The organism is Salipaludibacillus keqinensis, from assembly GCF_003226325.1.
In the GTDB taxonomy this organism is placed as follows: Bacteria; Bacillota; Bacilli; order Bacillales; family Salisediminibacteriaceae; genus Salipaludibacillus; species Salipaludibacillus keqinensis.
Window position 1 is genome coordinate 87,601 of sequence record NZ_PDOD01000002.1, and the last position, 24,696, is coordinate 112,296.

General features: G+C 40.4%; 24 protein-coding genes. 5 read left to right on the forward strand and 19 right to left on the reverse strand.

Going from position 1 to position 24,696, the window contains the following annotated elements; genetic code table 11:
* Positions 1–41 precede the first annotated feature (41 nt).
* Both CR194_RS07590 and yneA read right to left on the reverse strand, forming a co-directional pair.
* A complete protein-coding gene (locus CR194_RS07590) occupies positions 42–692 on the reverse strand; it encodes a YneB family resolvase-like protein (protein ID WP_110609077.1) in 651 nt (216 codons plus the stop codon).
* Positions 689–1,000, reverse strand: coding sequence for a cell division suppressor protein YneA (gene yneA, locus CR194_RS07595; protein WP_158282202.1), 312 nt, complete (start codon positions 998–1,000; stop codon positions 689–691). The genes CR194_RS07590 and yneA overlap by 4 nt, the downstream gene beginning before the upstream one ends.
* A gap of 225 nt (positions 1,001–1,225) precedes the next feature.
* Here yneA and lexA point away from each other — a divergent pair, with 225 nt between their 5' ends.
* The 5 genes from lexA (at position 1,226) to CR194_RS20680 (ending at position 4,191) form a co-directional block, all read left to right on the forward strand.
* Positions 1,226–1,849, forward strand: coding sequence for a transcriptional repressor LexA (gene lexA / locus CR194_RS07600; RefSeq protein ID WP_110609079.1), 624 nt, complete (start codon positions 1,226–1,228; stop codon positions 1,847–1,849).
* 108 nt (positions 1,850–1,957) lie between these two features.
* Positions 1,958–3,193 (forward strand): DNA polymerase IV, encoded by a 1,236-nt coding sequence (locus CR194_RS07605; RefSeq protein WP_233254339.1) that lies wholly within the window; start codon positions 1,958–1,960, stop codon positions 3,191–3,193.
* Positions 3,190–3,516, forward strand: coding sequence for a YolD-like family protein (locus tag CR194_RS07610; RefSeq protein WP_110609081.1), 327 nt, complete (start codon positions 3,190–3,192; stop codon positions 3,514–3,516). The genes CR194_RS07605 and CR194_RS07610 overlap by 4 nt, the downstream gene beginning before the upstream one ends.
* 240 nt (positions 3,517–3,756) lie before the next feature.
* Complete coding sequence (locus CR194_RS07615; protein WP_110609082.1) at positions 3,757–4,053, forward strand: hypothetical protein; 297 nt, start codon at positions 3,757–3,759, stop codon at positions 4,051–4,053.
* Positions 4,054–4,059: 6 nt separating this feature from the next.
* Positions 4,060–4,191, forward strand: coding sequence for a hypothetical protein (locus CR194_RS20680; protein ID WP_269845705.1), 132 nt, complete (start codon positions 4,060–4,062; stop codon positions 4,189–4,191).
* 182 nt (positions 4,192–4,373) lie between these two features.
* Here the strand turns inward: CR194_RS20680 and CR194_RS07620 are convergent, their stop codons facing one another.
* From CR194_RS07620 to CR194_RS07700, 17 genes are all read right to left on the reverse strand, one after another.
* Positions 4,374–4,736 carry a DUF4363 family protein gene (locus CR194_RS07620; protein WP_110609083.1) on the reverse strand — a complete coding sequence of 121 codons (363 nt, stop codon included), beginning with the start codon at positions 4,734–4,736 and terminating at the stop codon, positions 4,374–4,376.
* A gap of 35 nt (positions 4,737–4,771) precedes the next feature.
* The gene (locus CR194_RS07625; RefSeq protein WP_110609084.1) at positions 4,772–5,500 is read right to left on the reverse strand and encodes a DUF421 domain-containing protein; all 729 of its coding nucleotides are present in this window, start codon (positions 5,498–5,500) and stop codon (positions 4,772–4,774) included.
* A gap of 426 nt (positions 5,501–5,926) precedes the next feature.
* Positions 5,927–6,721, reverse strand: a complete 795-nt coding sequence (locus CR194_RS07630; protein WP_110609085.1) for a hypothetical protein — start codon at positions 6,719–6,721, stop codon at positions 5,927–5,929.
* 353 nt (positions 6,722–7,074) lie between these two features.
* Positions 7,075–8,412, reverse strand: a complete 1,338-nt coding sequence (glnA, locus tag CR194_RS07635; protein ID WP_110609086.1) for a type I glutamate--ammonia ligase — start codon at positions 8,410–8,412, stop codon at positions 7,075–7,077.
* Positions 8,413–8,691: 279 nt separating this feature from the next.
* The gene (locus CR194_RS07640; protein ID WP_110609943.1) at positions 8,692–9,945 is read right to left on the reverse strand and encodes a methionine gamma-lyase family protein; all 1,254 of its coding nucleotides are present in this window, start codon (positions 9,943–9,945) and stop codon (positions 8,692–8,694) included.
* 23 nt (positions 9,946–9,968) lie between these two features.
* Positions 9,969–11,219: a GTPase HflX gene (hflX, locus tag CR194_RS07645; RefSeq protein WP_110609087.1), complete on the reverse strand. Its 1,251-nt coding sequence runs from the start codon at positions 11,217–11,219 to the stop codon at positions 9,969–9,971.
* Between the two features lie 69 nt (positions 11,220–11,288).
* A complete protein-coding gene (locus CR194_RS07650) occupies positions 11,289–12,239 on the reverse strand; it encodes an AAA family ATPase (RefSeq protein ID WP_233254278.1) in 951 nt (316 codons plus the stop codon).
* A gap of 294 nt (positions 12,240–12,533) precedes the next feature.
* On the reverse strand, positions 12,534–12,767 hold the full coding sequence (gene hfq, locus CR194_RS07655; protein ID WP_110609089.1) for an RNA chaperone Hfq: 234 nt from the start codon (positions 12,765–12,767) through the stop codon (positions 12,534–12,536).
* A gap of 41 nt (positions 12,768–12,808) precedes the next feature.
* Positions 12,809–13,741: a tRNA (adenosine(37)-N6)-dimethylallyltransferase MiaA gene (miaA, locus tag CR194_RS07660; RefSeq protein ID WP_110609090.1), complete on the reverse strand. Its 933-nt coding sequence runs from the start codon at positions 13,739–13,741 to the stop codon at positions 12,809–12,811.
* Positions 13,734–14,546 (reverse strand): class I SAM-dependent methyltransferase, encoded by an 813-nt coding sequence (locus CR194_RS07665; protein WP_158282203.1) that lies wholly within the window; start codon positions 14,544–14,546, stop codon positions 13,734–13,736. The genes miaA and CR194_RS07665 overlap by 8 nt, the downstream gene beginning before the upstream one ends.
* Before the next feature lie 24 nt (positions 14,547–14,570).
* Positions 14,571–16,445, reverse strand: coding sequence for a DNA mismatch repair endonuclease MutL (mutL, locus tag CR194_RS07670; RefSeq protein ID WP_110609092.1), 1,875 nt, complete (start codon positions 16,443–16,445; stop codon positions 14,571–14,573).
* Positions 16,446–16,461: 16 nt separating this feature from the next.
* Positions 16,462–19,107 (reverse strand): DNA mismatch repair protein MutS, encoded by a 2,646-nt coding sequence (gene mutS / locus CR194_RS07675; protein WP_110609093.1) that lies wholly within the window; start codon positions 19,105–19,107, stop codon positions 16,462–16,464.
* 139 nt (positions 19,108–19,246) lie between these two features.
* Positions 19,247–19,819, reverse strand: coding sequence for an outer spore coat protein CotE (locus CR194_RS07680; RefSeq protein ID WP_110609094.1), 573 nt, complete (start codon positions 19,817–19,819; stop codon positions 19,247–19,249).
* Between the two features lie 327 nt (positions 19,820–20,146).
* Complete coding sequence (locus CR194_RS07685) at positions 20,147–21,271, reverse strand: M14 family metallopeptidase (RefSeq protein WP_110609095.1); 1,125 nt, start codon at positions 21,269–21,271, stop codon at positions 20,147–20,149.
* Positions 21,272–21,418: 147 nt separating this feature from the next.
* On the reverse strand, positions 21,419–21,847 hold the full coding sequence (locus CR194_RS07690; protein WP_110609096.1) for a RicAFT regulatory complex protein RicA family protein: 429 nt from the start codon (positions 21,845–21,847) through the stop codon (positions 21,419–21,421).
* Entirely contained in the window at positions 21,847–23,394 is a 1,548-nt protein-coding gene (gene miaB, locus CR194_RS07695; protein WP_110609097.1) for a tRNA (N6-isopentenyl adenosine(37)-C2)-methylthiotransferase MiaB, read from the reverse strand. The genes CR194_RS07690 and miaB overlap by 1 nt, the downstream gene beginning before the upstream one ends.
* Before the next feature lie 121 nt (positions 23,395–23,515).
* The gene (locus tag CR194_RS07700; protein ID WP_110609098.1) at positions 23,516–24,694 is read right to left on the reverse strand and encodes a glycine C-acetyltransferase; all 1,179 of its coding nucleotides are present in this window, start codon (positions 24,692–24,694) and stop codon (positions 23,516–23,518) included.
* Positions 24,695–24,696 lie beyond the last annotated feature (2 nt).

The following is a 24,696-nucleotide window of genomic DNA, read 5'->3' on the forward strand; positions in this document are numbered from 1 at the left end:
TTATCTTAATAAACTATAGAAGGGTTTTCAAGTATAACTGCTTATAGGACGTCTTTTTTTCTCATGTGTTCTTGATATCTTCGGTGGGCTGTCGCTTTCGAAATGGAATACCCGAACCCTCTCAACATGGCTGCCACTTCATGAAAGGTCATCCCACTTTCTTTCAGTCGGATGATTTCATCTAAGGGAACATCTTTACGTTTTCGACCACCGGAGTGATCCGCATGAGTCAAATTATTGTATGGGGAAAAACCTGCGTTTACCGCTCTTCTCATGCCTCGCTTAATCTTGACGTTATGGAGTTTTCGTTGATGCTCTTCAACAATGGCTACAATGTCTAAGATCATCGTATCTGTTTCAGATAAAAGCAACTGTCCATCGTCTTTTATCGTGTAAATGGAGATTCCTAGTTTATTTAACTGATGAATCAGGGCAATCTTCGCGTTTCCTCTCCCTAGTCTTGTCTCATCTTGAATAAGTAAGCTATCTGCTTCTTTCTCTTTAAATCGGTCTAAAATGGTTAAGATTCCTTCTCGATCCACGTCGTATCCGCTCGCTCGTTCTTCAATGATATCTACAACACGAACTTCCCATTTTTTCGCTGCTTGGAGAAGTTCTTCTCTTTGTCTAAGAAGAGAGGTTTGTTGCGATTCTTTCTCTGTACTTACTCTTACGTATATAAGTCCGTTCACTCCGTGGCAACACCTTTCATTTCAGTTGGTACTTTCAATGTTTGGCCAGGATAAATGGCTACATTGTTTAATTCATTTTCTTTTTGTATCCATAGAATAGCTTCTTCAATCGTTAATTCCATTTCTTTTGAAGCCATGCTTGCAATTGTCCAGAGTGACTCCCCTTCAGATACAGTCCACTGGGAAGATAGTTGAAACTCTTCCGAAGGTTCACTTTCTTCGGAAAAGTGGGTCCATGAAAATAATACAACAGATAATAACAGAATTAAAATAGAGCCGTCTAGTTTCTTTCGCAGAAAATGATTCATGTTCATCATCACCTCTAATAAGAATGTTTGTTCCCTTACTATACCTAGAACGAATGTTCGTGTCAAGAGAAAATACAGAACGTTCGTTTGCGCAACTTATGTTCTCATGGTATAATGTTCCTGTATTATAAATGAAACTAAATCATTCATATGATGGACAAGCATGTAATAGAACAACGATAAAGGAACTAACAATATCAAATAATTTTTAAAGAGGTGTTTTACATGTCAAAGTTATCTTCTCGACAGCAAGCTATACTTGAATTTATTAGATCAGAAGTGAAAGCTAAAGGGTACCCCCCGTCGGTAAGAGAAATCGGTGAAGCGGTAGGACTTGCATCCAGCTCTACTGTCCACGGTCACTTATCACGTTTAGAAAAGAAGGGACACATACGCCGGGACCCTACCAAACCCCGTGCGATCGAAGTGATTGGGTTAGAGCGAAGAGCGAACGAAGTGTCTGAAACACCTTCTCTTTATATTCCTGTCATTGGTAAAGTCACCGCGGGACAGCCGATTACGGCGATCGAAAACGTGGAAGAGTATCTACCCCTTCCTGCAAGCTTTGTACAAGACGAACAATCATTTATTTTGGAAATATCCGGTGATTCCATGATAGAAGCGGGGATCTTTGATGGGGATTATGTCGTCGTTAAGCAGCAAACTCATGCCAATAACGGCGATATTGTCGTAGCTATGACCGAGGAAGACGAAGCAACAGTGAAGCGATTCTTCAAAGAAGAAGATCATATCAGACTTCAACCTGAGAACTCGACGTTGGATCCAATTATCTTAACCAATGTACACATTCTAGGAAAAGTCATTGGTGTATTCCGAACATTACACTAAAAATTTTTAACGGGCTAAGTGCCCGTTTTTCTTTTTGCTCAATAAAACGAACAAACGTTCTTGTTTTTCTTCTCTTGATTATGTATTCTTATGATAAGGAGGGATTACATCATGAAGAAAGTCATTTTTTTAGTTGATATGCAATCTTTTTTTGCCTCGGTTGAAAAAGCAAAGCATTACCACAATTTAAACCGACCACTCGTTGTTTCCGGGGATCCAACACGACGCTCCGGTGTGATTCTAGCCGCTTGTCCTCTCGCCAAAAAAAGCGGCATTCAAAACGGCGAGCGCCTATGGGAAGCAGAACAAAAATGCCCTGGCCTCGTGACTGTCCCCCCTCATATGCAAGAATACATTGACAACTCCATCGTCATTACGGAAATTTTGGAAAGTGTCACCGATTTAGTGGAACCTTACAGCATAGATGAACAATTCATGGACGTCACTCACTCTCAAAAACTTTTCGGTGACCCTTATGAAATCGCTAGCTATATTCAGCATGAAATTCACTCTAAACTGAGAGTGTTCGCACGAGTTGGAATTGGCGAGAACAAAGTCCTTGCCAAAATGGCCTGTGATAATTTTTCTAAGAAAAACGAAAATGGGATCTTCTTTTTAAAAAAAGAAGAATTGGAAGATACCTTGTGGCCTTTACCTATTGAGAAGCTATTCCGAGCTGGGGGGAAAATGTCACAGCACTTACGGCGAAGAGCCATCCGTACGATCGGTGAATTAGCTCGAACGGATGTAAATAAAATCAAGAAAGAATGGGGGATTCACGGGCAAGTTCTTTGGATGAATGCTCACGGGGTCGATTATTCCCCTATTTCTCTTACTTCGACTAATGGGCAAAAGGCGATTGGAAACGGGATGACCCTTCCCCGGGATTACAGCGAAAAAGCCGAAATTAAAGTCGTCCTGCTGGAATTGTGCGAAGAGGTTTGCCGGCGTGCACGACTCGCCCAAGTCATGGGACAAACGGTGTCTTTAGGCGTTTCCGGTGCCAGCTATGAGATCAGAACAGGATTTCACCGTCAACAAAAGATGGCGGAACCGACGAACATGACGATGGAGGTGTTTCGCTATGCTTGCGATCTCCTTGAAAGTTTTTGGGACAGAGAACCCATTCGAAGGCTCCACGTCTCCCTTTCCAGTCTTCACAGCGATCAAACGATTCAGCTGAGTCTATTTGAAGAACAACGTGGGGAGAACATCCAGTTGGGCTATGTAACCGATGAACTCGTAAAAAAATACGGCAAAACGGCAGTGATTCGAGCTGCGTCTTTGTTACCTGCTAGCCAAGTGAAAGAGCGTTCAGCTAAAATAGGAGGTCACTACAAATGAGCAATTTCTTAAAACGGGGAAACCTTATGTGGGAAGGAAGTCGTATGATGCTTCCCGAACACATCCAAGCGCTTCGGGAACGAAAAAGAAAGGCAACACATGATCCACAGCCTAACCTAACAGAAGACGAACTAACGGAGCTTGGTCATGTCGCTATGGACTCTCTCTATCACACGATTGAAGTGACTGTGGTGTACTGGCAAGATGGCTATGACCAGCGGGTTACAGGAGTGATCGACGAAATTGATAGCCTAGGCAAACGACTGAAACTAAACGGTGAATGGATAAACATTACGGTCCTTAAACGGATTGACCGCGTGTAAATATCGGTAAAAAGAAGCGCACGCGAAAAAACTATAAATTATGTCGAGCACAATAGCAGCCGTCAGATCGGTAAGAACAAAAATAACTCCCCTTGGACAAGGAGGGTTATTTTTGTTCTATGTAGAGCTCAAATAAGCAGATGATGGTATAATCTTAGCCTCATATGGAAAGGCGAAGAATGAGTGAACAATTGAATGAAATCTAACATATATTAATGTATCCGAACGGAGGGGACGGGGATGGCCGAAGATAAAAGAGGAATGGAAAAACTAAATCAATTTTCAATTAACGATCTTTATAAAGGGAAAAACTTAGATATTATAGCCGCTGCACTTTTACTTACGGGAAAATTAAAAGTAGATTCTGTAGAGATATTTCGTGGATCACCAACCGTATCCGTTGGTCTTGTAGGAGAATATCGGATCCCAAGTAATAAGAAGGTAAATAAGATGGTCGATTTTATGGATCAAAATGGAGACATGACCATAGATGAAATTTTTGAGGCATTTCAAACGAGAATGAAGAAAAAGGAGTAGGTTAAGATGGAACAACAATGTAATGAAAAGGCCGAATTTAATGGTACTGGATTCATTGGTCTTATACTAGTCATTATTTTTATAGCACTGGTATTGTTCGGCTCAACAGATCTTGAGAACCTTACTAATGCGCCATAGCTTTACCGAAATATAATTACTTTTTTGTAGACTTCTCTTCACAACATAAAAATAGAGAGATTTGTGAACGAACATAGTCCAACAACCAAATTTTAATGACAAGCTTGTCCCTCAGATTTCATTACCTCTTATCATTGAATTTTAAAAACACGCGACTCATTTTTTACTTTTTCAAAATTGGTTTACCCTACCTCTCTCCATAGCCCATAAAAATAATAAATCTCAGAAAGAATTGCTTGAGAATCATGAGCCTCTATCCCTCCTTCTACTCTAAAAAGTGCTTCATTAATGGCAACAATATCTTCTCTTTCTACACTGTATTGGATTCGAATCTTGATCAATTCCCATGCTTTCCTCGCTCTATTATATTCTTTATTTGCGTCCTCCCAATTTTCTTCTCTTACGTTACTTTCAATATTCTCTACATAAGCTGCCAAATCATCGTCAGAGCGAAATGGTTCTTTGAGCCAACTACCACTTGTCATAATTATGAAAGACGATGCCACAAATAAAATAGGTACGAAATAAATGAAAAATTTTTTCATGGGATCCTTCTCCTCATATGCATATTTCAATCTCACTAATAAGGACCATCGTAATCACTTATATTTAAATCATCTGATATATTGTCATCTACTTTGTCTAAATAAAACATTTCATTAGGTAATAGTGCTGCATACGATACTTCTTTCAAGGATTTTACCCCTCTTATTTTTAATTGATCCATTAACCAATCTTCATTCTTTTGTCTTTGTTCAAGATTTTGTGGAATGACTTTCCCGTCAATGATTAATTCTGTGGTAAGTTTCACGGGCTCAGCAGGGACATGCAAATCCTTTTTCTGGACCGTCTGATAATCAGATTTAGGCAAGACGGAAAGTGTCCCATCTGGCTCTAATATCGCTATTTCTACTTCAACTGGTGAGAACACATCCTTTGATCGCAATTGTTGCATGAGTTCGTCTTTAGTAATACGAACCTTTAATAAATTTTTTTCTAATATATTTCCTTTTTGCATTAAAATTACAGGTTCAGAATCTTGTATTTTAGACAGGTACCTACTTTTTAACCCAATAAATTGCAGTAATATTGTTAAGACAATAAACACAGTCAACGCGATCCAATGAACTAGTGCTTTGGAAGACAAGTCTGTAGCTAACGTTGCTGCAATCGAGCCTATAGTAATTCCATTTATATAATCAAACATTGTGAAATTACCTATTAGCTGTTTCCCAATAAGTCTGGCATATAAAAGGATAGTAAAAAAAGTAATACTTGCTCTGACAATAACAACGAGTGATTCCTGCATATGAACCCTTTTCCTTTCAACCTTCAGTTATATAAGTGAGTAAGGCTATGGTGTTGCTCTATCTTTATTCACGTTAATAAGGTAACACCATTCATATTATAACCAGGATCCCCGCTATGATTCTTACGTTATTAGTACTGTGTTCCCTGCGACAGAAAAATGGGTATTAAGAACAGTCCGGACAACTTCGCATAATGTTTGTACTCAAACCTCAGGTAAACTAGGCAAAACAAACCTCTTAGAAGCACAATGTTTCTAAGAGGTGTTTCTAATGATATGTGCTTAGGTGCAACCGTGCTCTTAAGAGTCAACATAAGTAAAGGTTATCTAAGAAGGTCATAACAAACAAAGATGAGCATGTTCATAACATGAATCAAATACTTAAATTTAACATGTAGGAGGTCTGATTGAAAAATACTTTACAGTTTAATACGATACAATCCCATAGATTTTCCAATCACCATCTTCATCTACTGACACGAGGACATCATCAACAACCCCAGAGACTTCTCCAAAATTAGAGACTCTAAGATCAACAATAACGATATAATTTTCACTTTGAGTAATTAATTGTTCAAACACCTCTGGAATTCTTACATCCATTGTGACTTCATCAACAGATCGGATTGATATTTCTTCAATACGCCAGTCATTTAAGGTTTGGTTGTCTTTATACGTATTTACGTAATCACGCTCAGTTAGTCCTAAGAAATGAAGATAGTCTGTATTAACATAGCTAACTGACTGCTCGAACTCTTCATTTTTTAAATGTTGATAATAATTGAATGTCATTTCTGCAGCTGGATGGTCAAACTCTGCTTCACTTAGGTCTTCTTCAACCTCATTTTCGTTCTCTGCCATCTCATTATCGTTCTCTTCAACGCCTTCCTCCTCCTCAGGTACTTCGTTGGACATATTCTCTTCGGCGTCCAAATCCTCCGCATTATCGGTCTCTTCTGCCTCATTATTAGATGAATCAATTTCTTCATCTGCGTTTTCGTTCTCTGCTATCTCATTATCATTATCCTCAACGGCGTTCTCCTCATCCGCCCCTCCGTTGGACGTATTCTCTTCTGCACCCACATCCTCTGAATTATTCGTCTCTTCTGACTCATTGTTAGACGGATCGTTTTCCTCATCCGTATTTCCTGTTGCACATCCAAAAATCATTATAGATAAAAAAATACCCATCAACATGTTTAAAGCTATCTTAGGATTCATCCATTTCCTCCTCAATTTTTTTCTTTCATAATGTATGACCTAGAGGAGATGTCTGATACTAAAATCTTCAAAACTCTGTTTTATTCCGATTATTTACGGTGATGGGAACTGTTGCATTAAAACCCCTTTCCTATGTTCCTTTTGCTTACAGATTTCTAAAACAGCATCAACTTTTATAACTAAAAATCCTTAAAGATTAATTTTAAAAGAATTTAATGGACAAATCTCGGCACGACGAGGCTTGTTTGTCCCGTTTCTGCTTTCAAAAAGAAACTTATCCGCAACTCAAAAATCTATAGTTTCCTAAACAAAAATAAAACCCCTGAAGCCTAATGGCAACAGGGGTTGTCTTATTAATACGTTTGTAGGTACTGCTCGCGCTCCCATGGGTGAACTTGGGTACGGAACATATCCCATTCGATTTCTTTTGCTTCAACAAAGTGCTCTAATGCGTGGGCACCAATTGCCTTTGCAATAATTTCGTCTTTCTTTAACGCTTCAAGTGCTTCTTTAAGCGTTGCTGGTAACGCTTCGATGCCTTCTGCTTGGCGCTCATCGTAATCCATCGCATAGATGTTACGATCAGTTTCTGCAGGTGGAGTCATCTTATGACGAATACCATCAAGACCTGCTGCAAGCATTGCTGCCATCGCTAAGTATGGGTTCGCTGCAGGGTCTGGGCTACGTACTTCAATACGAGTACTTAATCCTCTAGATGAAGGAATACGTACTAGTGGTGAACGATTGCGCATAGACCATGCTACGTAACAAGGTGCTTCATAACCTGGAACAAGACGCTTGTATGAGTTTACTGTAGGGTTCGTAATTGCAGTAAACGCATGTGCATGCTTTAATGTTCCTGCTAGGAATTGCATCGCCGTTTCACTTAATTGATTTTCTGTATTTTCATCATAGAATGCATTGACATTACCGTCTTGGAATAAAGACATGTTTGCATGCATCCCACTTCCGTTTACGCCAAACAATGGTTTTGGCATGAACGTTGCGTGCAATCCGTGTTTACGAGCGATTGTTTTTACAACAAGCTTAAACGTTTGGATATTATCACACGTAGTTACTGCATCCGCATATTTAAAGTCAATTTCGTGCTGACCTGGAGCTACTTCATGGTGAGAAGCTTCAATTTCAAAGCCCATGTCTTCAAGTTCAAGTACAATATCTCGACGGCAGTTTTCACCTAAGTCCGTAGGAGCTAAGTCAAAATATCCACCTTTATCATTTAATTCAAGAGTTGGTTCACCGTGTTCGTCATTCTTGAAAAGGAAAAATTCTGGCTCTGGTCCAATGTTGAAGTCAGAGTAACCAAGATCTTTCGCTTCTTGAAGAACTCTTTTCAACACTCCACGCGGGTCACCTTCAAATGGGGTACCGTCCGGGCTGTAAATATCACAGATTAATCTTGCTACTTTACCTTTTTCAGGAGTCCAAGGGAAGATAACCCAAGTATCAAGATCCGGATATAAGTACATGTCTGACTCCTCAATACGAACAAAACCTTCGATTGATGATCCGTCAAACATCATAAGGTTATCCAATGCTTTCGTTAACTGATCCACTGGGATTTCTACGTTTTTAATGATCCCCATTAAATCTGTGAACTGTAATCGAATGAACCTTACGTTTTCCTCATCTGCCATGCGTAAAATGTCTTCTTTAGCGTACTTACTCATTCTTTTAGTCTCCTCCTTCAAAATGTCTGCTACTAGTTTAATTGGAGTAACAGGTTGTCTATCGCCTGTCTTACTCCTTCATCAGAAGAATCTGTTCTTGTCTAAAAAGATCGAACATTCGAATTCTTCATTATTTAACGATAATCATATGATAACGAAGATCTAATTCCAATTGTTTGATCTTGTCAGATTATCTGACAGAGAAATTTTCTGACAAAGAAAAAGAAAGCAGGTTAATTTAAACCTACCCTCTTTCTGACATTCATAACCGATTTTTTATTATTTTAGTGAAATTTCTTCATAAATTGTAAGAACTGCATCTGTCACGGCGATCTTTATATGTTCAAATGTCAAGCCACCCTGAACATACGCCGTGTAAGGTGGCCGGATAGGACCGTCAGCAGTCAACTCAATGCTTGAACCTTGTATAAACGTTCCTGCAGCCATAATAACATCGTCTTCGTAACCAGGCATATAGCTTGGATGTGGTTTAACATGGGCATCTACCGGAGATGCCCCTTGGATGGCCTGACAAAAGGAAATCATTGACTTCGCATTTGGGAAAGAGACCGACTGGATTAAATCGGTTCTGTCTGCATCCCATGCAGGAGAAGTTTCCATGCCTAGTTCACTAAGAAACTTAGAGGTAAACATCGCCCCTTTCAACGCTTCATTCACCACATGAGGAGCCAAGAAGAATCCTTGAAACATGTCGAGCAGTGTGTTTAGGCTTGCCCCTCCCTCCAGACCAATCCCTGGTGCAGTCAATCGATTGCCACATAGGTCAATGAGAGCTTTTTTTCCAACGAGATAGCCGCCAGTCTTGGCAATTCCACCGCCGGGATTTTTTATTAGTGAGCCTGCAACTAAATCTGCTCCTACGTCGGATGGCTCTTTCGTTTCAACAAACTCGCCGTAACAGTTGTCTACAAAGATAATCACATTCGGATTGATGGCTTTGACGGAATCGATCATCTCTTTGATTTTTGCAATGGTAAATGAAGGGCGATCGGCGTAGCCTTTCGAACGTTGAATGCCGATCACCTTTGTTTGATCTGTCATTTCTTGTCGGATAAGATTCATATCTACTTCGTGATCAAGCAACGGAATTTCTTTATATGTGATTCCAAAGTCAATGAGTGATCCGGCATTTTCAGAACCTCTAACTCCTATCACCTCTTCTAACGTATCGTAAGGCTTCCCAGTTATGTACATCAGCTCATCTCCTGGCCGCAGGACACCAAACAAGGCGGTTGAAATTGCATGAGTTCCTGAGACCAATTGCGGTCGAACTACCGCAGCCTCTGTTCCAAAAACTTGAGCATACACCTTTTCTAACGTTTCTCGACCGATATCATCATAGCCATAGCCGGTAGATGGATGGAAATGAAATTCAGAGACTCCTTGATCTTTGAAAGCTTTCAACACTTTCCGTTGATTTTGTTCAGAAATGACAGCTCTCTCCAAAAAAGAAGGCTGTAGGTGTTTCGTTGTTTCGTTTGCTAATGCTATTAGTTGATTTTCATTCATCATTTGTTGCAACGTCGTATCTCCTTTTATTCTTCTTGTCTTTTTTTCAACTCGTGATAAATCGCAGATTCAGCTGGGGCATATCCCCTTACTATGTAATGTTCAGAGGACTCCTCAAATTTCTGCTCCAATTGGATCGTTTCCTTCTGCAATCGGTGAAGCCATTTCCCCTCATCTGATGATAGAAACACAATGTAGGGGACAAATTGTTCTTCCATCACGGACTCAATCTTGGCTTTGAGCTTGTCTAAATCTCCCTCGTTATGAGCACTAATAAGGATCGACGGACCTTCGCTGTTAGCGAAGAAGTCTCCTTCAATACGATCTCGTTTATTATACACCGTTAACGTAGGAAGGTGATTCGCGTCTAAGTCTTCTAATAATTTGGACACTGTCGCTTCATGATTAACAAAGTCAGGGTTGGAAGCATCTACAACGTGAACAATTAAATCTGCTTGTTTAACTTCTTCGAGCGTCGATCTGAAGGCGGCAATGAGTGTCGTTGGTAACTGTTGAATAAAGCCAACCGTATCCGTCATAAGTACTTCTATACCGGATGGAAGCTTAAGTTTCTTCGTTGTAGGATCGAGCGTAGCAAAAAGCTGATCCTCAATATATACATCCGCATCAGACAACTTCTGAAGCAATGTTGATTTACCCGCGTTTGTATAACCTACTAATGAGATTTGGAACGCCTGATTTTTTTTCCGTCTGTCGCGGTAACGTTCTCTATGAGCCACAATTTGCGAGAGTTGCCGTCTAATTTCATCTCGTCGTTCACGAATGTGTCGTTGATCTATTTCCAGTTGTGTTTCCCCAGGTCCTCTCGTACCAATTCCGCCGCCAAGCCGGGAAAGCACATGGCCTTGACCACGCAAACGAGGAAGCAAATAGCTTAGTTGCGCTAATTCCACTTGCAGTTTTCCTTCTTTAGATCTTGCTCTTTTGGCAAAGATATCAAGGATTAACTGTGTTCGGTCAATGACCGGGGTGTCCATTTCGTTCGTTAAGTTCCTCAATTGCGAAGGCGACAATTCATCGTTAAAAATGATTAAATCAGCTTCCCTTTCTTCGATGAACATCTTTAATTCTTCGACTTTCCCCTTCCCGATATACGTCGATGCCTGGGGATGATCCAAGTTTTGCGATAATTGAGCGACCACATGTCCTCCAGCCGTCTTTGTTAATGATTCTAATTCTTCCATCCGATATAAGAAATCTTCCTCTTTTGCAGATTTCAATTTCACTCCAACTAAGATCACAGATTCCTGATTCACTTTTGACTGTTTATCGATTGCTTTCACCTTCTTTTATATGTCGTTTTTTAATACATGAATTTCAATAACCTATTCTAGAAAAATCGTATGAAACGCTTTGGAAAAATCAGTTTTAACTAATGTTAACAGCGCTTCTTTATGGTATGTGTCCTCTTCAAGTAGTCGAACAGCTTGAACACGAATGGCTTTCTCTAAGAAGTTTCGAATAAATCGTCCGTTGCTAAAGCGCTCCTTATGATACTCCTTAGCAAATACGAGCACTTCCTTGATATAAGCAAGCCCACTCTGTTCTATTTGATAATCTCTTTTCCACGCCATTTGCTTTAACATGTCCAATAGTTCATTTACGGAGTAATTCGGAAAGGAGACAATCATCGGGAACCTTGATGGCAGACCAGGGTTCAGTTGTAAAAAGTTCTCCATTTCTACGGGATACCCTGCTAATATTAAAACAAACCCATGTTGTTTATCTTCCATCAGTTTCACTAAAGTATCAATCGCCTCTTTACCAAAATCTTTTTCTCCGCCCCTTGCTAAAGAGTAGGCTTCGTCAATGAAAAGGACCCCTCCCATTGCCTTATTCACTAATTCTCTCGTCTTTTGTGCGGTATGTCCAATATACTCTCCTACAAGGTCTGCCCGATCTACTTCAAGAAAATGACCTTTTTCCAAAACATTCATCTCTTTTAACATCTTAGCGATTAATCGCGCCACCGTGGTTTTCCCAGTTCCTGGATTACCTTTGAAAACCATATGAAGAGATTGTTTGTCGGCTTTCAGTCCATTGGCTTCCCTTTGCTTGTTTAAATAGAGCCATGCGTATAATTCGTGAATAAATGCTTTCATCGAATCTAAGCCTACAAATTGTTCAAATTCCTTCATCATTTCCATATATTCTTTATGCTGAACAAAAGGGGTGAAATGAGACGTACGCATGGAATGAACGTGCTCTGTCGTTTTAGTCGATTGAATGACGACGTTAATTTGTCCCCGTTTTTTCATTTTAGCCGACTGTGCCACTGAAGTCACCATCCTCAATTTCAAAGTGGATATGTTTCTGTCACAACTATCTTACGCAAAACGGCACCAGACGTGACAAATGCCTAATGAAAAAACTAGGACTTGGCGGAACTTAAATGAAAGGTCTTCTTTTCTAATTCAGAAACGTACTTCCAAATGACAGGATTCCTCTCAGTTTTTGAGTGACCTGATCTGAAGTATATAAAAGTATATTTGAAACACTGGGTGGTTGATTGAACAACTGAAAAAGAGAATGTCACCTAAGCTAAATGCTTTAGGAACATCCTCTTTTAATTACTTATTGTCTTGATTTAACTGCACGTTCCGTTGCGGTGAAAAAGTGGAGATTGCATGTTTATAGACGAGTTGTTGCTTTCCATCTGTCTCCAATATTACGGTGAAGTTATCAAAGCTTTTTACATGTCCTCGTAATTGAAAGCCGTTCAGTAAAAATACAGTCACAGGGATGTTTTCTTTTCTGAGTTGATTTAAGAATTGATCTTGAATATTTACAGATTGTTGTTTCATCGTATGCAGGCCTCCTCTAATCGCATTATTAACTATATTCGCTACGAATAATAACTTTCCTTCAAAAATTGATGAATTTCTTTTATCCTTTTTTCCCTGTGAACTGTCATATCAAACCATTCGATCTGCATTTTATTGCGGAACCACGTCAATTGCCGTTTAGCAAACCGCCTTGAATTCTGTTTCAGTTGAGAAATGGCCTCCTCTTCTGAGACCTCCCCTTTCACATATGCGAGAATTTCTTTGTAACCGATCGCTTGCATCGATTGACATTGATCATACCCTGCCTCAGAGAGCCTTTTCACTTCTTCTATCAAACCTGCTTCTATCATCGCATCCACCCGTTGATTGATTCGCTCATATAGGAGTTCACGCTCCATCGTTAAACCGATCACAGTCGTATCGTAAGGGCTACTTTTTTCAGGTTCTTCTTGATTTCTTAAAGGTTTTCCTGTGACGTGATACACCTCCAAGGCTCGGATGACCCGTCTACGGTTGTTAGGGTGAAGCTCTTGATAGCTTTGGAGGTCAACAGATTTCAATTGCTGATGTAAAGCAATATTTCCATGTTCTTCAGCAAATTGATCTAACCGCTCTCTATAGCCTGAATCCTCGGCCACTTCTGAAAAATGATAATCATAAATCACTGCATTTACATAAAGGCCCGTGCCACCTACAATAAATGGGATCTTGCCTTGTTGGTGAATGGAATCTATCTTTTTTTTCGCTAACGATTGGAAGTCTGCCACAGAAAAAGGTTCGTCTGGCTGTTTGATATTTATCATATGGTGCGGTACGCCGTCCATTTCTTCTTCAGTAATCTTGGCAGTACCAATATCCATCTCGCGATATACTTGCATCGAGTCCCCGCTGATCACTTCACCGTTATAATGTTTTGCCAACTGGATACTGGCGGCTGTTTTCCCCACAGCTGTAGGACCTACAATGACAATAAGGGGCTTCTTTTTAGTCATATGATTCACTCTTTTCTAACTCGATTACTCCAAAATGATAGGTTGCAGATGGACGAACCTGAACGGTAAAGCCAAGTTGTTGAAAGAGGTGGCTGCGAAAGTGGTCTTTAAGGACGATTCTTTTCCTAGCCACCTTTTTCGCTTGTTCCATGGTTTCCTCCATTAAAGAGTTATTGTTGGATAGATAGCGAAGACTCTTCACGCCATCTGAGGTGTTAACTTTTTCTTGAAACATGGGATCAAAATAAATAATATCCACGCTATCGTGCGGTTGAGTTCGTAACCACTTCAAATGGTCAGTGCAGACTACTTCGATCCTTCTCATGGCCTGATCCAATGGGGAAAAGTGGCTTTCATATGTTTTTAACCCTTCTTTAACAAGCTGTGCGACCACAGGCGAAGACTCTAACCCGATCACTTGGCCCCCTTTCCCAACAGCCATACTTGCTAGCTGAGCATCTGATGCGAGACCGAGGGTAGCGTCTACCACCGTATCTCCTCTTTCAATCTTGCAAGCGTGAACTAATGGATCGTCACCGTTTCGGTGCCAACGTTTGGCGCGAAACATGGCTCCATTGGGGTGAAAGAAGAAAGGTTCATCTCTTCCTTTCTCGAAGGCCTCTATGCGCTGAGAAGAGACCACAAACACCGTTGTATTAAATTGTTCCTGTAGCAAGGGGATCGAGCGTTTTTGTCGTTCTTCGAATGGAAGGTTCCATTTCTCAGCTATCCGCTTCGCTTTGGCCTTCACTGTCAAAGAAGGCCTTCCAGGTGTGGTAACGATTCCGCATATATTCATGGTCATCATTCATTTCTATAAGATTATTGACTAAGACATCACTCGTTTAAACATTCGCTCGATTTCATATGTGGAATAATGAATTAAAATCGGCCTCCCGTGAGGACATGTATAAGGATCCTCACACGTTCTTAAAGTTTCAAGCAATTGGAACATTTCATCTCTCGTTAAATGACGATTCGCTTTAATTGCCGCTTTACATGACATTAGGATAGCCGCTTCTTCACGAATTTTCCCGACCTTGATCACACGCTCTTTCTTTAATTGTTCAAGCATCTCTTCAATAGTTTCCTCTTCTTGTCCTTTAGGAAACCAAGTGGGGCAAGCTCTGACGACAAACGTTTTTGTACCGAAGGGTTCGAGAAATAGGCCAACTGCCTCTAACTGTTCTTGATGTTCTTTAATTAATTCTTCTTCAGCTAATGTGAATTCAAACGTTAAAGGCACAAGTAAATCTTGTAGCTCTTTATTTGTCGAAGCTAATTTGTCGCGAAAATACTCGTACTTGATCCTCTCCTGAGCAGCATGTTGATCAACCATATATAACCCTTCGTCATTTTGCGCTAAGATATACGTTCCATGCAGTTGGCCGATTGGATAAAGAATTGGCACGCCCCCGGCTGGTTCGTCTTCGTTTAACTCTTCAACAGGGGTTGGTTCGTTAGGGCTAGACGTAGGCGTATTGTCCAATGGCTTAGTATATGGCTCTAGAACGTCGCTAGAACTATGAATGTCTTTGTTGCCCGTTTCCCTATATGAATGATACTCGTCTTGTTTCTGAGGGATTAGAGTCTCCCTGATTTCATAAGGCTCATCGTTCTTTGCAGCTTGTGGCGTATGATCGAACGAAAAGGCCATTTGCTCCGATTTTTCTCTTGGGGACTGGAAATTCATCTTCGCAGGACCTTCTGGAATTAATTGGATCCGTTTAAACACATCTCGAATCGTAGACGTAATGAGTTCTTGCAACGCATGTTCTTTACTAATTCGAACTTCCAATTTTGAAGGATGAACGTTCACATCTATTAAAATTGGATTCAACGTAATATGCAACACGACGAGGGGAAATTTCCCGATAGGTAAAAGCGTGTGATAGCCTTCTTGAATGGCTCGTAATAACGGATAATTTTTCACATATCGGCCATTTAAAACTGTCGACATATAAGAGCGGTTGGATCTCGTCACTTCCGGCTTCGCAAGATATCCTTCTACTTTAAAATCCATCGTTTCCGTTTCAATCTTGACCATTTTCTTCGCTATAGTCGACCCGTAAATCGAAGCAATCACCCTTGGTAAGTCTCCATTCCCAGTCGTTTGCAGCATCGTCTTGCGATTATGAGTTAATACAAATGAGATTTCTGGGTGTGAAAGGGCCATCCGATTGACCACATCGGATATGTGACCTAACTCTGTGTGAATCGTCTTTAAATATTTCAACCGTGCAGGCGTATTGTAAAACAACTCCGTAACGGTAATTTCTGTTCCTTTTCTAGGAGAAACGGTTTTTCGATGCTTAATATGGCCTCCCTCTAAATAGAGTTCGTGCCCCTCCCGTCCTCCTGTACTCGTCTTTAAGGACAATTTCGATACAGAAGCAATACTAGGTAAGGCTTCTCCCCGGAAACCTAACGTTTTAATTCGAAACAAATCTTGATCATATTTAATTTTACTTGTGGCATGTCGATAAAAAGCCGTTTCAAGATCATCTTCTTCAATCCCATCACCGTCATCGAGAATTCGAATCGATGAAAGGCCACCTTCTTCTATATCAATACGGACGTTTGAACTGTTTGCATCGATCGCATTTTCTACCAGTTCTTTCACTACCGAGGCAGGGCGTTCTACCACTTCTCCGGCGGCGATTTTGTTTGATAGAAATTCATCTAGTTGAAGAATATTGGCCATACTGCACCTCCTCTCCTTATTTTTTCAACTTTCTTTGCAAGTTATCTAACATTTGAATCGCTTCAATTGGACTCATGTGTAACAGGTTGGCAGAAGAAAGCTCTGCTAACACTTTTTTCTGATCGTCTTTCAAGTTGGACTTAGTATGTTTTTCAGACGGTGCCACATCGTCTTGAAATAACGTCAATTGTTCCGGCTCATCCTTTGGGGCCTCTCGAAAAAACGAACGACTTTCCCCTTCAGAGGATTGCCCTTCAGCCACTCTTTTTTGGTAATCTCTCATATCAGACTGGTCTTTTTCAAACTCTTTTAAAATAGCTTTTGCTCTCGATATGAGTTTCTCAGGGAGTTCAGCAAGTTCAGCCACATAAATACCGTAACTGCGATCAGCGGCGCCATCAATTACTTTATGAAGGAAGACCACCGCCCCATTTTCTTCCATCGCTGAAACATGGACATTCTTTAATCTCGGTAGCTTCGCTTCTAATGTGGTCAATTCATGATAGTGGGTGGAAAAGAGCGTTTTAGCACCGATTTCATCATGGATATATTCGATAATTGCCTGCGCTAATGACATCCCATCATAGGTGGACGTCCCTCGGCCAATTTCGTCTAATAATACTAAACTTTTTCTTGTCGCTTTCGATACAGCGTGTTTTGTTTCAAGCATTTCAACCATGAACGTGCTCTGCCCTTGAGCTAGATCATCAGCAGCGCCAATTCTAGTGAAAATTTGATCAAGTATAATGAGTTTAGCTTCGTTGGCTGGAATGTAGCACCCTATTTGAGCCATGATTGAAATCAACGCAAGCTGGCGCATATACGTGCTCTTTCCGGCCATGTTAGGCCCAGTAATTAGGAGCAGTTCACGGTCTTCGGTTAACTCGATATCATTTGCTATATACTTTCCTTCATCAATCATCTTTTCTACAACTGGGTGACGCCCTTCACTTATGACGACATCTCCTTCAGCTTGAAGCTCCGGTTTAACATAGTGATTTCGTTCAGCTACCTCTGCAAAACTTTGTAAAATATCAAACGTACTGATGACGTTAGCTAATTGTTGCAACGGCCGGATAAACGGTTTCACCTTTTCGCGAATTTCCATAAACAATTCATATTCCAGTTTCTCACTTTTCTCTTCCGCTTCTAGTATGAGCGTCTCTTTTTCCTTTAGCTCATCCGTAATAAAACGCTCTGCATTCGTCAGTGTTTGCTTTCGTTCATATCTGCCTTCTGGAAGATGAGGTAAATTTGGTTTGGTCACTTCAATAAAGTATCCAAAAACTTTATTAAAACCTACTTTGAGAGATCGAATACCAGTAACCTCTTTTTCTTGTTTTTCAAGGCGGGCAATCCACGCCTTCCCATTTTTCATCGCATCGCGGTATTCGTCAAGTTGTGTGGAGTATCCGTCCTTGATGAGTCCGCCCTCTGTAATACTAATAGGGCATTGTTCCTCAATACTTTCTTCAAGAAGTTGCCTCAGTTGTTGGCATTCCCCCACATCTTCCATTAATGAACTCCCGTATGAACTCTCCATAGAGCGGATCGTCTCAAAAATCGCCGGAATTTTCTCTAGAGATTTCTTTAATTGGATTAAATCCCGACCATTCACGTTTCCAAAGGCCACTCTACCGGACAGACGCTCTAAATCATACACACCTTGCAATTGCTCTTGTAAATGCTCTCTTTCAAAAAAGTGATCATATAGTTTACCAACCAGTTCATGTCTTTGTTCAATAACCTCCCGATTTAACAAGGGACGTTCGATCCATTGTTTCAGCATCCGACCGCCCATCGCTGTTGCCGTGCGATCAAGGACCCAAAGAAGGGAACCTTGCTTTTTCTTTTCTCTCAACGTTTCTACTAATTCAAGATTTCGTTTAGAGTGAACATCCATCGACATAAATTCTTGTGGTAAATAGAATTGAGCCGGCTGAAGATGGTCTAAGGATCTCTTCGTCGTCCGTTTTAAATACCAGATTAATTGAAAACAAGTTTCTTTCACTTTACCGTCGGACAAGCCATTGACTAAGGAAATCCCGTCGTCAATGGGCTCTGTGTGGTCTTCAAATGACAATGTCACACGAAGTCTTTTTGTCAATTCTTCCCTCTTTTGTTCAGAAAACGAAGATGGAACAATCACCTCTCTCGGGCGAAAACCTGCCATTTCATTCATTAAATCTGTGAAATCGGATAACGTCGTGACAAGGAATTCACCTGTGGTCATATCTGCAGCAGCTAAACCTAGTTCATCTCCTTCAAAGGGTGTGACAGAAAGAAGATAATTGTTCTCTTTCTCACCGACAGCTCGTCCTTCCATAACCGTCCCTGGTGTAATCACTTGAACCACTTCACGGCGGACGACACCTTTGGCTTGCGCAGGGTCTTCTGTTTGCTCACAGATAGCCACCTTATATCCTTTTTCTATTAATTGCGCTATGTATTGTTCAGAAGAGTGATGAGGTACTCCGCACATTGGGATACCATCTTCCCCTTTACCTCTCGAAGTCAACGTAATTTCAAGTTCTTTCGCCGCTTTCTTCGCATCGTCATAAAACAACTCATAAAAGTCGCCTAAACGAAAAAATAAAAAAGCATCTTCAAATTCTGCTTTAATCCGTAAATATTGCTCCATCATAGGTGTGACTGTTGCCATATATATCATCCAACCTTTAAGTATCGTCATTTCGTCATAAATACGGCTTTATTATATCATAATCCAAGCCATGACTTCATATTTTCGAAACAATGAAAACAGGAAGAAAGTGACTCTTTCTCCCTGCTTGAGGATGGCTTTATTCTTCTAATTCACCCATTAAGAAATTCGGATCTAAATCCTCGAACTTCTCATCTTCTATTGGATCTTCCCAAAGTTCTTCATCCATCTCATCTGAAGTTCCTTCAGGATTTACAAGCACACTCATTTTTGTTTCCCCGATGACTTCTACTAAAAATTCTCTTTCCACTTGGACTTCAACATCTTTTCCGTTTGAAGCGATCAGAGCTTCCAGCGTATTAGGCTGTTGAATCGTTCGTGCTATGACTTCAACATCATCCGAAAGGATATCGCTATCTTGCATCACTAATGACACCACATCGTTGTACGCGACCGTTTCCGTTGCTACATTTGTTTTCGTGTTGCCGGAGTAAGAATACCAAATATTAATATCGTAATTCCCATTGATCTCTACAGCGTCTCCTTTCTTTTTAGAACCATACTTGTGGTTGATGATCCAGCATCCTAATATACTAGTAGGCTTATCCCCTGGAGTAATAGAATGCTTTGTTTCAGAAAATTTCCGTCCTTTTCCGCAAACCGCCTTCGTTATAATCTCTCTGTAATGAACATCTTTGTCTGTTGCTGACATCGCTTTCCCTCCTCACGCGTAAGTGAACCTAAATCATTCCCTGCAATTTAATAAGATTACATTCCAACGTATGCTTGAAAAATGACAAGTATGCGATGAATAGTGGTCTGAGCATTAATTAGACCGGATACTTGTATCATGAGTTCAATTATGTATATGACTCGATATTCTAAAACATGATGAAAATTTAAAATTCACTTTTCTCCCTAATCAACAGGACAAGAACGTACATCTGTAGCATTTATACCGGTTTAGCAGGCATCCGTGAAGAAATCCATCATAATGGTACATAGAAAAAAGGACTTGAAAAAATTCAAGTCCGAAAAGTTATTGTTCATTTATGGCATCGTCGCTAAGAACTTGTTCGCTTGTTAAGACAGCTTGTAACCCTTTCCTTCCTTTATCAATCACTTGCTGCTTCCAACTTTCATCTTCTGGATAAAAGAGAAGACGAAAATCTTTTTTTATTTTTTGTTCATCTTCTTTCTTTTCCACACCTTTAAAATACAATAGATTCTCATTAATCATCGTCTGCGTGCATTGAACATAGCCATCTATTGACTCCTCAAGCGTCCCAAACTCAAATAAACAGACTGTACTTTGTTTATTAGGATATAACTTCCTTAATTTTTCATCGAAATACTGTGTAGAATCGCCCGGCACTGAGGTAGATACTTTTTCAACTGGTGAATGATCGATCTGTTTTTTTAACTCTTCTTCCGAACGTCGGTCTCCCTCCATAAAATTCAAAGATAACTCATCTTTAGGCCCTCCGCCTGTATGCAAATCTAAATGAATGAGATGGTCATATTCTTTGATCCACTCGAAATAATTGTTCTGAAACTTAACGGTAGGTTCGTCAGATTCTTCTCCTCCGAAAAAAATGCTTGTTGGATAAGCATGTTGCCCTTCAGGGGTATTTTTAAATTGTTCAAGTTCTTCCATGGTAAACATTGTTGCCAATTTCAAGGACAACTTTTCATTATGCATCTTTAAATCTTTCATTGGTTCGGTTGGAGCAAACATGTTTTCGTGAACATCATGTGTAGCAGTGGTATCTACGCTTGTCCAGTCTCTAATATAATTACGATTTAAATCAACATTGTTTTCTGAGACTCTTCTCCAATTCCTCATTCCCCAAGGGTTCACCCCATGAACGAGTCGAATCCCTGTTGTACGAGGATTCACATAAGGCAAATGTTTTTCAATAAACACATTCATTATAGCACTACCTGCGTAACCTTCGATGCCATGTTCACCAGACGTGATCGTAATTAAGTGTTGCTTTTCCTCGATTGCATCAGCAAGAAGGATATCCGTTGTATTGTCTTGGTCTCTAGATCCTATATGATAATTCTCTAGAGTGGCATTTGGCCAATATGCTTTGATTGTATTTAACTGTTTTCGAAATTTTTCACGGGATTTTTCATAGGTCTCACTGAAATAGGACATCTTCTACACCTCTTTTAAAAATTGTAGTGAAGTTATCTCATTACACGTGAAGGATCATTTCAAACCTGAAAGTCACAATGAAAAAAACCGCCCCTCACTAAGAGAAACGGTCTACCCTTTGTCCACTAGGACTAAATCATTCAGTTATTATTGACATCCACCGGAGTTTAACGGGTTTTTCGTCGTGGTGCCCTTTAAAAGGTCGCCACCTGTGGACTCAATTATTTTCGTTGTGACTGTATTGGAAATGGTGTTACTTACCATTTGCAACAAGGCATTCACATCTGTTTGCGACTGCTTGAATTCACGAACTAGTGGAAGTTCATCCAACTCATCTTGAAGGGCATCTATTTTGGCGTCTGTCGCTTTTAGTGCTTCTGTCTTTTGGTAGTGCTTCAGATTAACGGCCTCTTTTTGCAAGGCTTTGATTTGCCCAATAATTTCTTGCACGCGCAAATGTTCATTGATTTGTCCTTCTGCGCGCTTAAAGAAATCTACTTCTTCTGTTTCAGCTACCATTGCAGCTAACTCCCGTGCTTTATCAATAATTTCTTGTTTCGAATATTTACGTTCCATTATGAATTCACCCCTACAGTTTCCACAACTTCACCATTTAAAGACCAAGTCTTCGCTTCGGTCACTCTCACTTGTAAAAGTGTTCCGATTGTTGATGTTGGCGCTTTGAAGTTGACAAGTTTATTTGTTCTCGTTCTTCCCATTAATACATCTGGGTTCTTTTTACTTTCACCTTCCACTAGTACTTCAACAACCTTGCCTTCATAGGCTTGATTCTTTTTAGCAGAAAGATCGTTCACGATCGCATTTAAGCGCTGAAGCCGGTCTTTTTTCACATCCATCGGTACGTTATCTTCCATTTTAGCCGCAGGTGTACCTTCTCTCGCTGAATAAATATACGTATAAGCACTATCGTACTCCATTTCTTTCATGAGTGACAGTGTGTCTTCAAATTGTTCTTCTGTCTCATTAGGAAAGCCTACAATAATATCCGTAGTAAAGGATGCATGAGGCATGGCTTTCTTAATTTTTTGAGCTAATTCGATATATTGTTCTCTCGTGTATTTACGGGCCATTAACTTTAGTACTTCACTGTTTCCGCTTTGAACCGGCAGATGAATGTGTTCAACCAAGTTTCCACCTTTAGCAAGAACCTCGATTAAGTGATCATCAAAGTCGCGCGGATGACTGGTAGTGAACCGGACACGAGGAATGTCAATCTTACGAATCTCATCCATTAAGTCTCCTAATCCATAATCACTGTCCACAAGATCTTTTCCGTACGCATTGACATTTTGACCGAGGAGTGTGATTTCTTTATAACCGTTCCTAGCCAAATGGCGTACTTCTTCAATAATATCTTCAGGAAGGCGACTTCGTTCTTTCCCTCGTGTGTAGGGAACAATACAGTACGTACAGAACTTATCACAGCCATACATAATGTTTACCCAGCCTTGAATCTGGCCTTTTCTTGCCCGAGGCATGTTCTCAATAATGTCGCCTTCTTTAGACCACACTTCTATGACCATCTCTTTATTGAAAATCGCGTTCTTCAGTAGTTCTGGTAAGCGGTGAATATTATGGGTACCGAAAATCATATCCACATGCTGATGCTTTTGTAAAATTCGATTGACGACAGATTCTTCTTGAGACATACATCCACAGACACCAACAATGAGTCCTGGTTTTTCTAGTTTCAATGGTTTTAAGTGTCCAATCTCGCCAAACACTTTATTTTCAGCATTCTCACGAATGGCGCATGTGTTTAATAGAATAACGTCTGCCTCTTCTGAAAATGCTGTGGATTCAAATCCCATTTGTAGCAAGATGCCAGCCATATTTTCGGAATCATGCTCGTTCATTTGACACCCGTAAGTGCGGATTAAGAACTTTTTCCCGTTTCCAATCCCTTGCATGTCTTCAGGGATATCGAAATCGTAATGGACGGCAACATTTTCTTTCCCTCGCTTTTTAGCCTGTTTAAGATCCGGCGGAGTAAATGTTGTTTGAAAATATTGTGAGTAGTCCTTGGTCTGATCGGATTTTTTGTCCGCAGAAGAAGTCCCCACTCTTGCTTGAGTTTGCTCCTTACGTTGTTCTTCATTCATATATTCATCATTCTCCTTAAATAAATTCTCCACAACCTACAATTATAAAGGGTTTACTACCGTTACACAACCGTGAGTGCAAGGGAAAAGGCAGAGGAAGTGCCTCTGCCTTGAAAGTTTATTAAGATATAATCCCTAACTCTTTCCCTGCTTTTTCAAATGCCACTAAAGCTTCATCTAATAATTCTTTCGTGTGATCCGCTGTAACGATTGTTCTTACGCGGGCTTTTCCTTTTTGAACCGTTGGAAAAGCGATCCCTTGTGCAAAAACACCATATTGTAAAAGTTTATCTGATAGTTGGTGAGCTTTGGCGCCGTCTCCCACTACTACAGGAGTAATAGGCGTATCGCTGTGTCCTGTATTAAATCCTAATTTCTCTAATCCAGCTTTGAAGTACTTTGTATTATCCCATAGGCGTTCAATTCGCTCTGGCTCTTCTAGAAGAATATCGATCGCTTCTGAGCATGCTGCAGTGACTGCAGGTGGGTGAGAGGTACTGAATAGGAATGGACGCCCTTTATGGATTAAATAATCTCTCACGGCTTGCGTACTGGCAATGTATCCGCCAAGAACTCCAATCGCTTTACTCAATGTTCCCACTTGAATATGCACACGTCCATTTAAATCAAAGTGATCCACCGTGCCACGTCCATTACGGCCTAATACACCGCTAGCATGGGCATCATCCACCATGATGAGGGCGTCATATTTTTCAGCTAATTCAACGATTTCAGGAAGAGGAGCGATGTTACCATCCATTGAGAACACACCGTCCGTTACTACAAGACGTTTTCTGTAATCTTGTGTTTCTTTCAGAGCAGTCTCTAAACTCTTCATATCTACGTGTTTATAAATTTTACGAGCCGCTTTCGTTAAACGAATGCCGTCAATGATCGAAGCATGATTTAGTTCGTCTGAAATCACGACATCCTCTTTAGTTAAAATCGAAGAAAGAATCGCCTGATTAGCCGTAAAGCCCGATTGTAAGACAAGCGTTGCTTCTGTATGTTTGAATTCAGCTAATTTCTTCTCAAATTGTTCATGCATAGAAAACGTCCCTGCAATCGTTCTTACGGAACCAGTGCCTGCACCAAATTGGTCGACAGCCCGCACAGCTTCAAGTTTCATACGGGGATGGGTCGTTAATCCAAGATAGTTGTTAGAAGATAGTTGAATCACTTCTTTGCCATCAATAACAACTTTCGCTCCTTGGTCAGATTGAAGAGGAACAAGCGAACGAAACACCCCTTCATCTCTCATTTCTTGCAATTCTTCTTCTAAGTATTCAAAACCTTTCACTA

What these genes read in the sequence shown, in the direction of transcription:
- CR194_RS07640 (WP_110609943.1), bottom strand. Translation starts at nt 9,945, where the DNA reads ATGATGAATGAAAATCAACTAATAGCATTAGCAAACGAAACAACGAAA.
- CR194_RS20680 (WP_269845705.1), top strand. Translation starts at nt 4,060, where the DNA reads ATGGAACAACAATGTAATGAAAAGGCCGAATTTAATGGTACTGGATTC.
- CR194_RS07610 (WP_110609081.1), top strand. Translation starts at nt 3,190, where the DNA reads ATGAGCAATTTCTTAAAACGGGGAAACCTTATGTGGGAAGGAAGTCGT.
- lexA (WP_110609079.1), top strand. Translation starts at nt 1,226, where the DNA reads ATGTCAAAGTTATCTTCTCGACAGCAAGCTATACTTGAATTTATTAGA.
- CR194_RS07630 (WP_110609085.1), bottom strand. Translation starts at nt 6,721, where the DNA reads ATGAATCCTAAGATAGCTTTAAACATGTTGATGGGTATTTTTTTATCT.
- CR194_RS07620 (WP_110609083.1), bottom strand. Translation starts at nt 4,736, where the DNA reads ATGAAAAAATTTTTCATTTATTTCGTACCTATTTTATTTGTGGCATCG.
- CR194_RS07690 (WP_110609096.1), bottom strand. Translation starts at nt 21,847, where the DNA reads ATGGAACGTAAATATTCGAAACAAGAAATTATTGATAAAGCACGGGAG.
- CR194_RS07615 (WP_110609082.1), top strand. Translation starts at nt 3,757, where the DNA reads ATGGCCGAAGATAAAAGAGGAATGGAAAAACTAAATCAATTTTCAATT.
- CR194_RS07625 (WP_110609084.1), bottom strand. Translation starts at nt 5,500, where the DNA reads ATGCAGGAATCACTCGTTGTTATTGTCAGAGCAAGTATTACTTTTTTT.
- miaA (WP_110609090.1), bottom strand. Translation starts at nt 13,741, where the DNA reads ATGACTAAAAAGAAGCCCCTTATTGTCATTGTAGGTCCTACAGCTGTG.
- yneA (WP_158282202.1), bottom strand. Translation starts at nt 1,000, where the DNA reads ATGAATCATTTTCTGCGAAAGAAACTAGACGGCTCTATTTTAATTCTG.
- miaB (WP_110609097.1), bottom strand. Translation starts at nt 23,394, where the DNA reads ATGAATGAAGAACAACGTAAGGAGCAAACTCAAGCAAGAGTGGGGACT.
- mutS (WP_110609093.1), bottom strand. Translation starts at nt 19,107, where the DNA reads ATGGCAACAGTCACACCTATGATGGAGCAATATTTACGGATTAAAGCA.
- CR194_RS07685 (WP_110609095.1), bottom strand. Translation starts at nt 21,271, where the DNA reads ATGTCCTATTTCAGTGAGACCTATGAAAAATCCCGTGAAAAATTTCGA.
- glnA (WP_110609086.1), bottom strand. Translation starts at nt 8,412, where the DNA reads ATGAGTAAGTACGCTAAAGAAGACATTTTACGCATGGCAGATGAGGAA.
- CR194_RS07680 (WP_110609094.1), bottom strand. Translation starts at nt 19,819, where the DNA reads ATGTCAGCAACAGACAAAGATGTTCATTACAGAGAGATTATAACGAAG.
- mutL (WP_110609092.1), bottom strand. Translation starts at nt 16,445, where the DNA reads ATGGCCAATATTCTTCAACTAGATGAATTTCTATCAAACAAAATCGCC.
- CR194_RS07665 (WP_158282203.1), bottom strand. Translation starts at nt 14,546, where the DNA reads ATGACCATGAATATATGCGGAATCGTTACCACACCTGGAAGGCCTTCT.
- hfq (WP_110609089.1), bottom strand. Translation starts at nt 12,767, where the DNA reads ATGAAACAACAATCTGTAAATATTCAAGATCAATTCTTAAATCAACTC.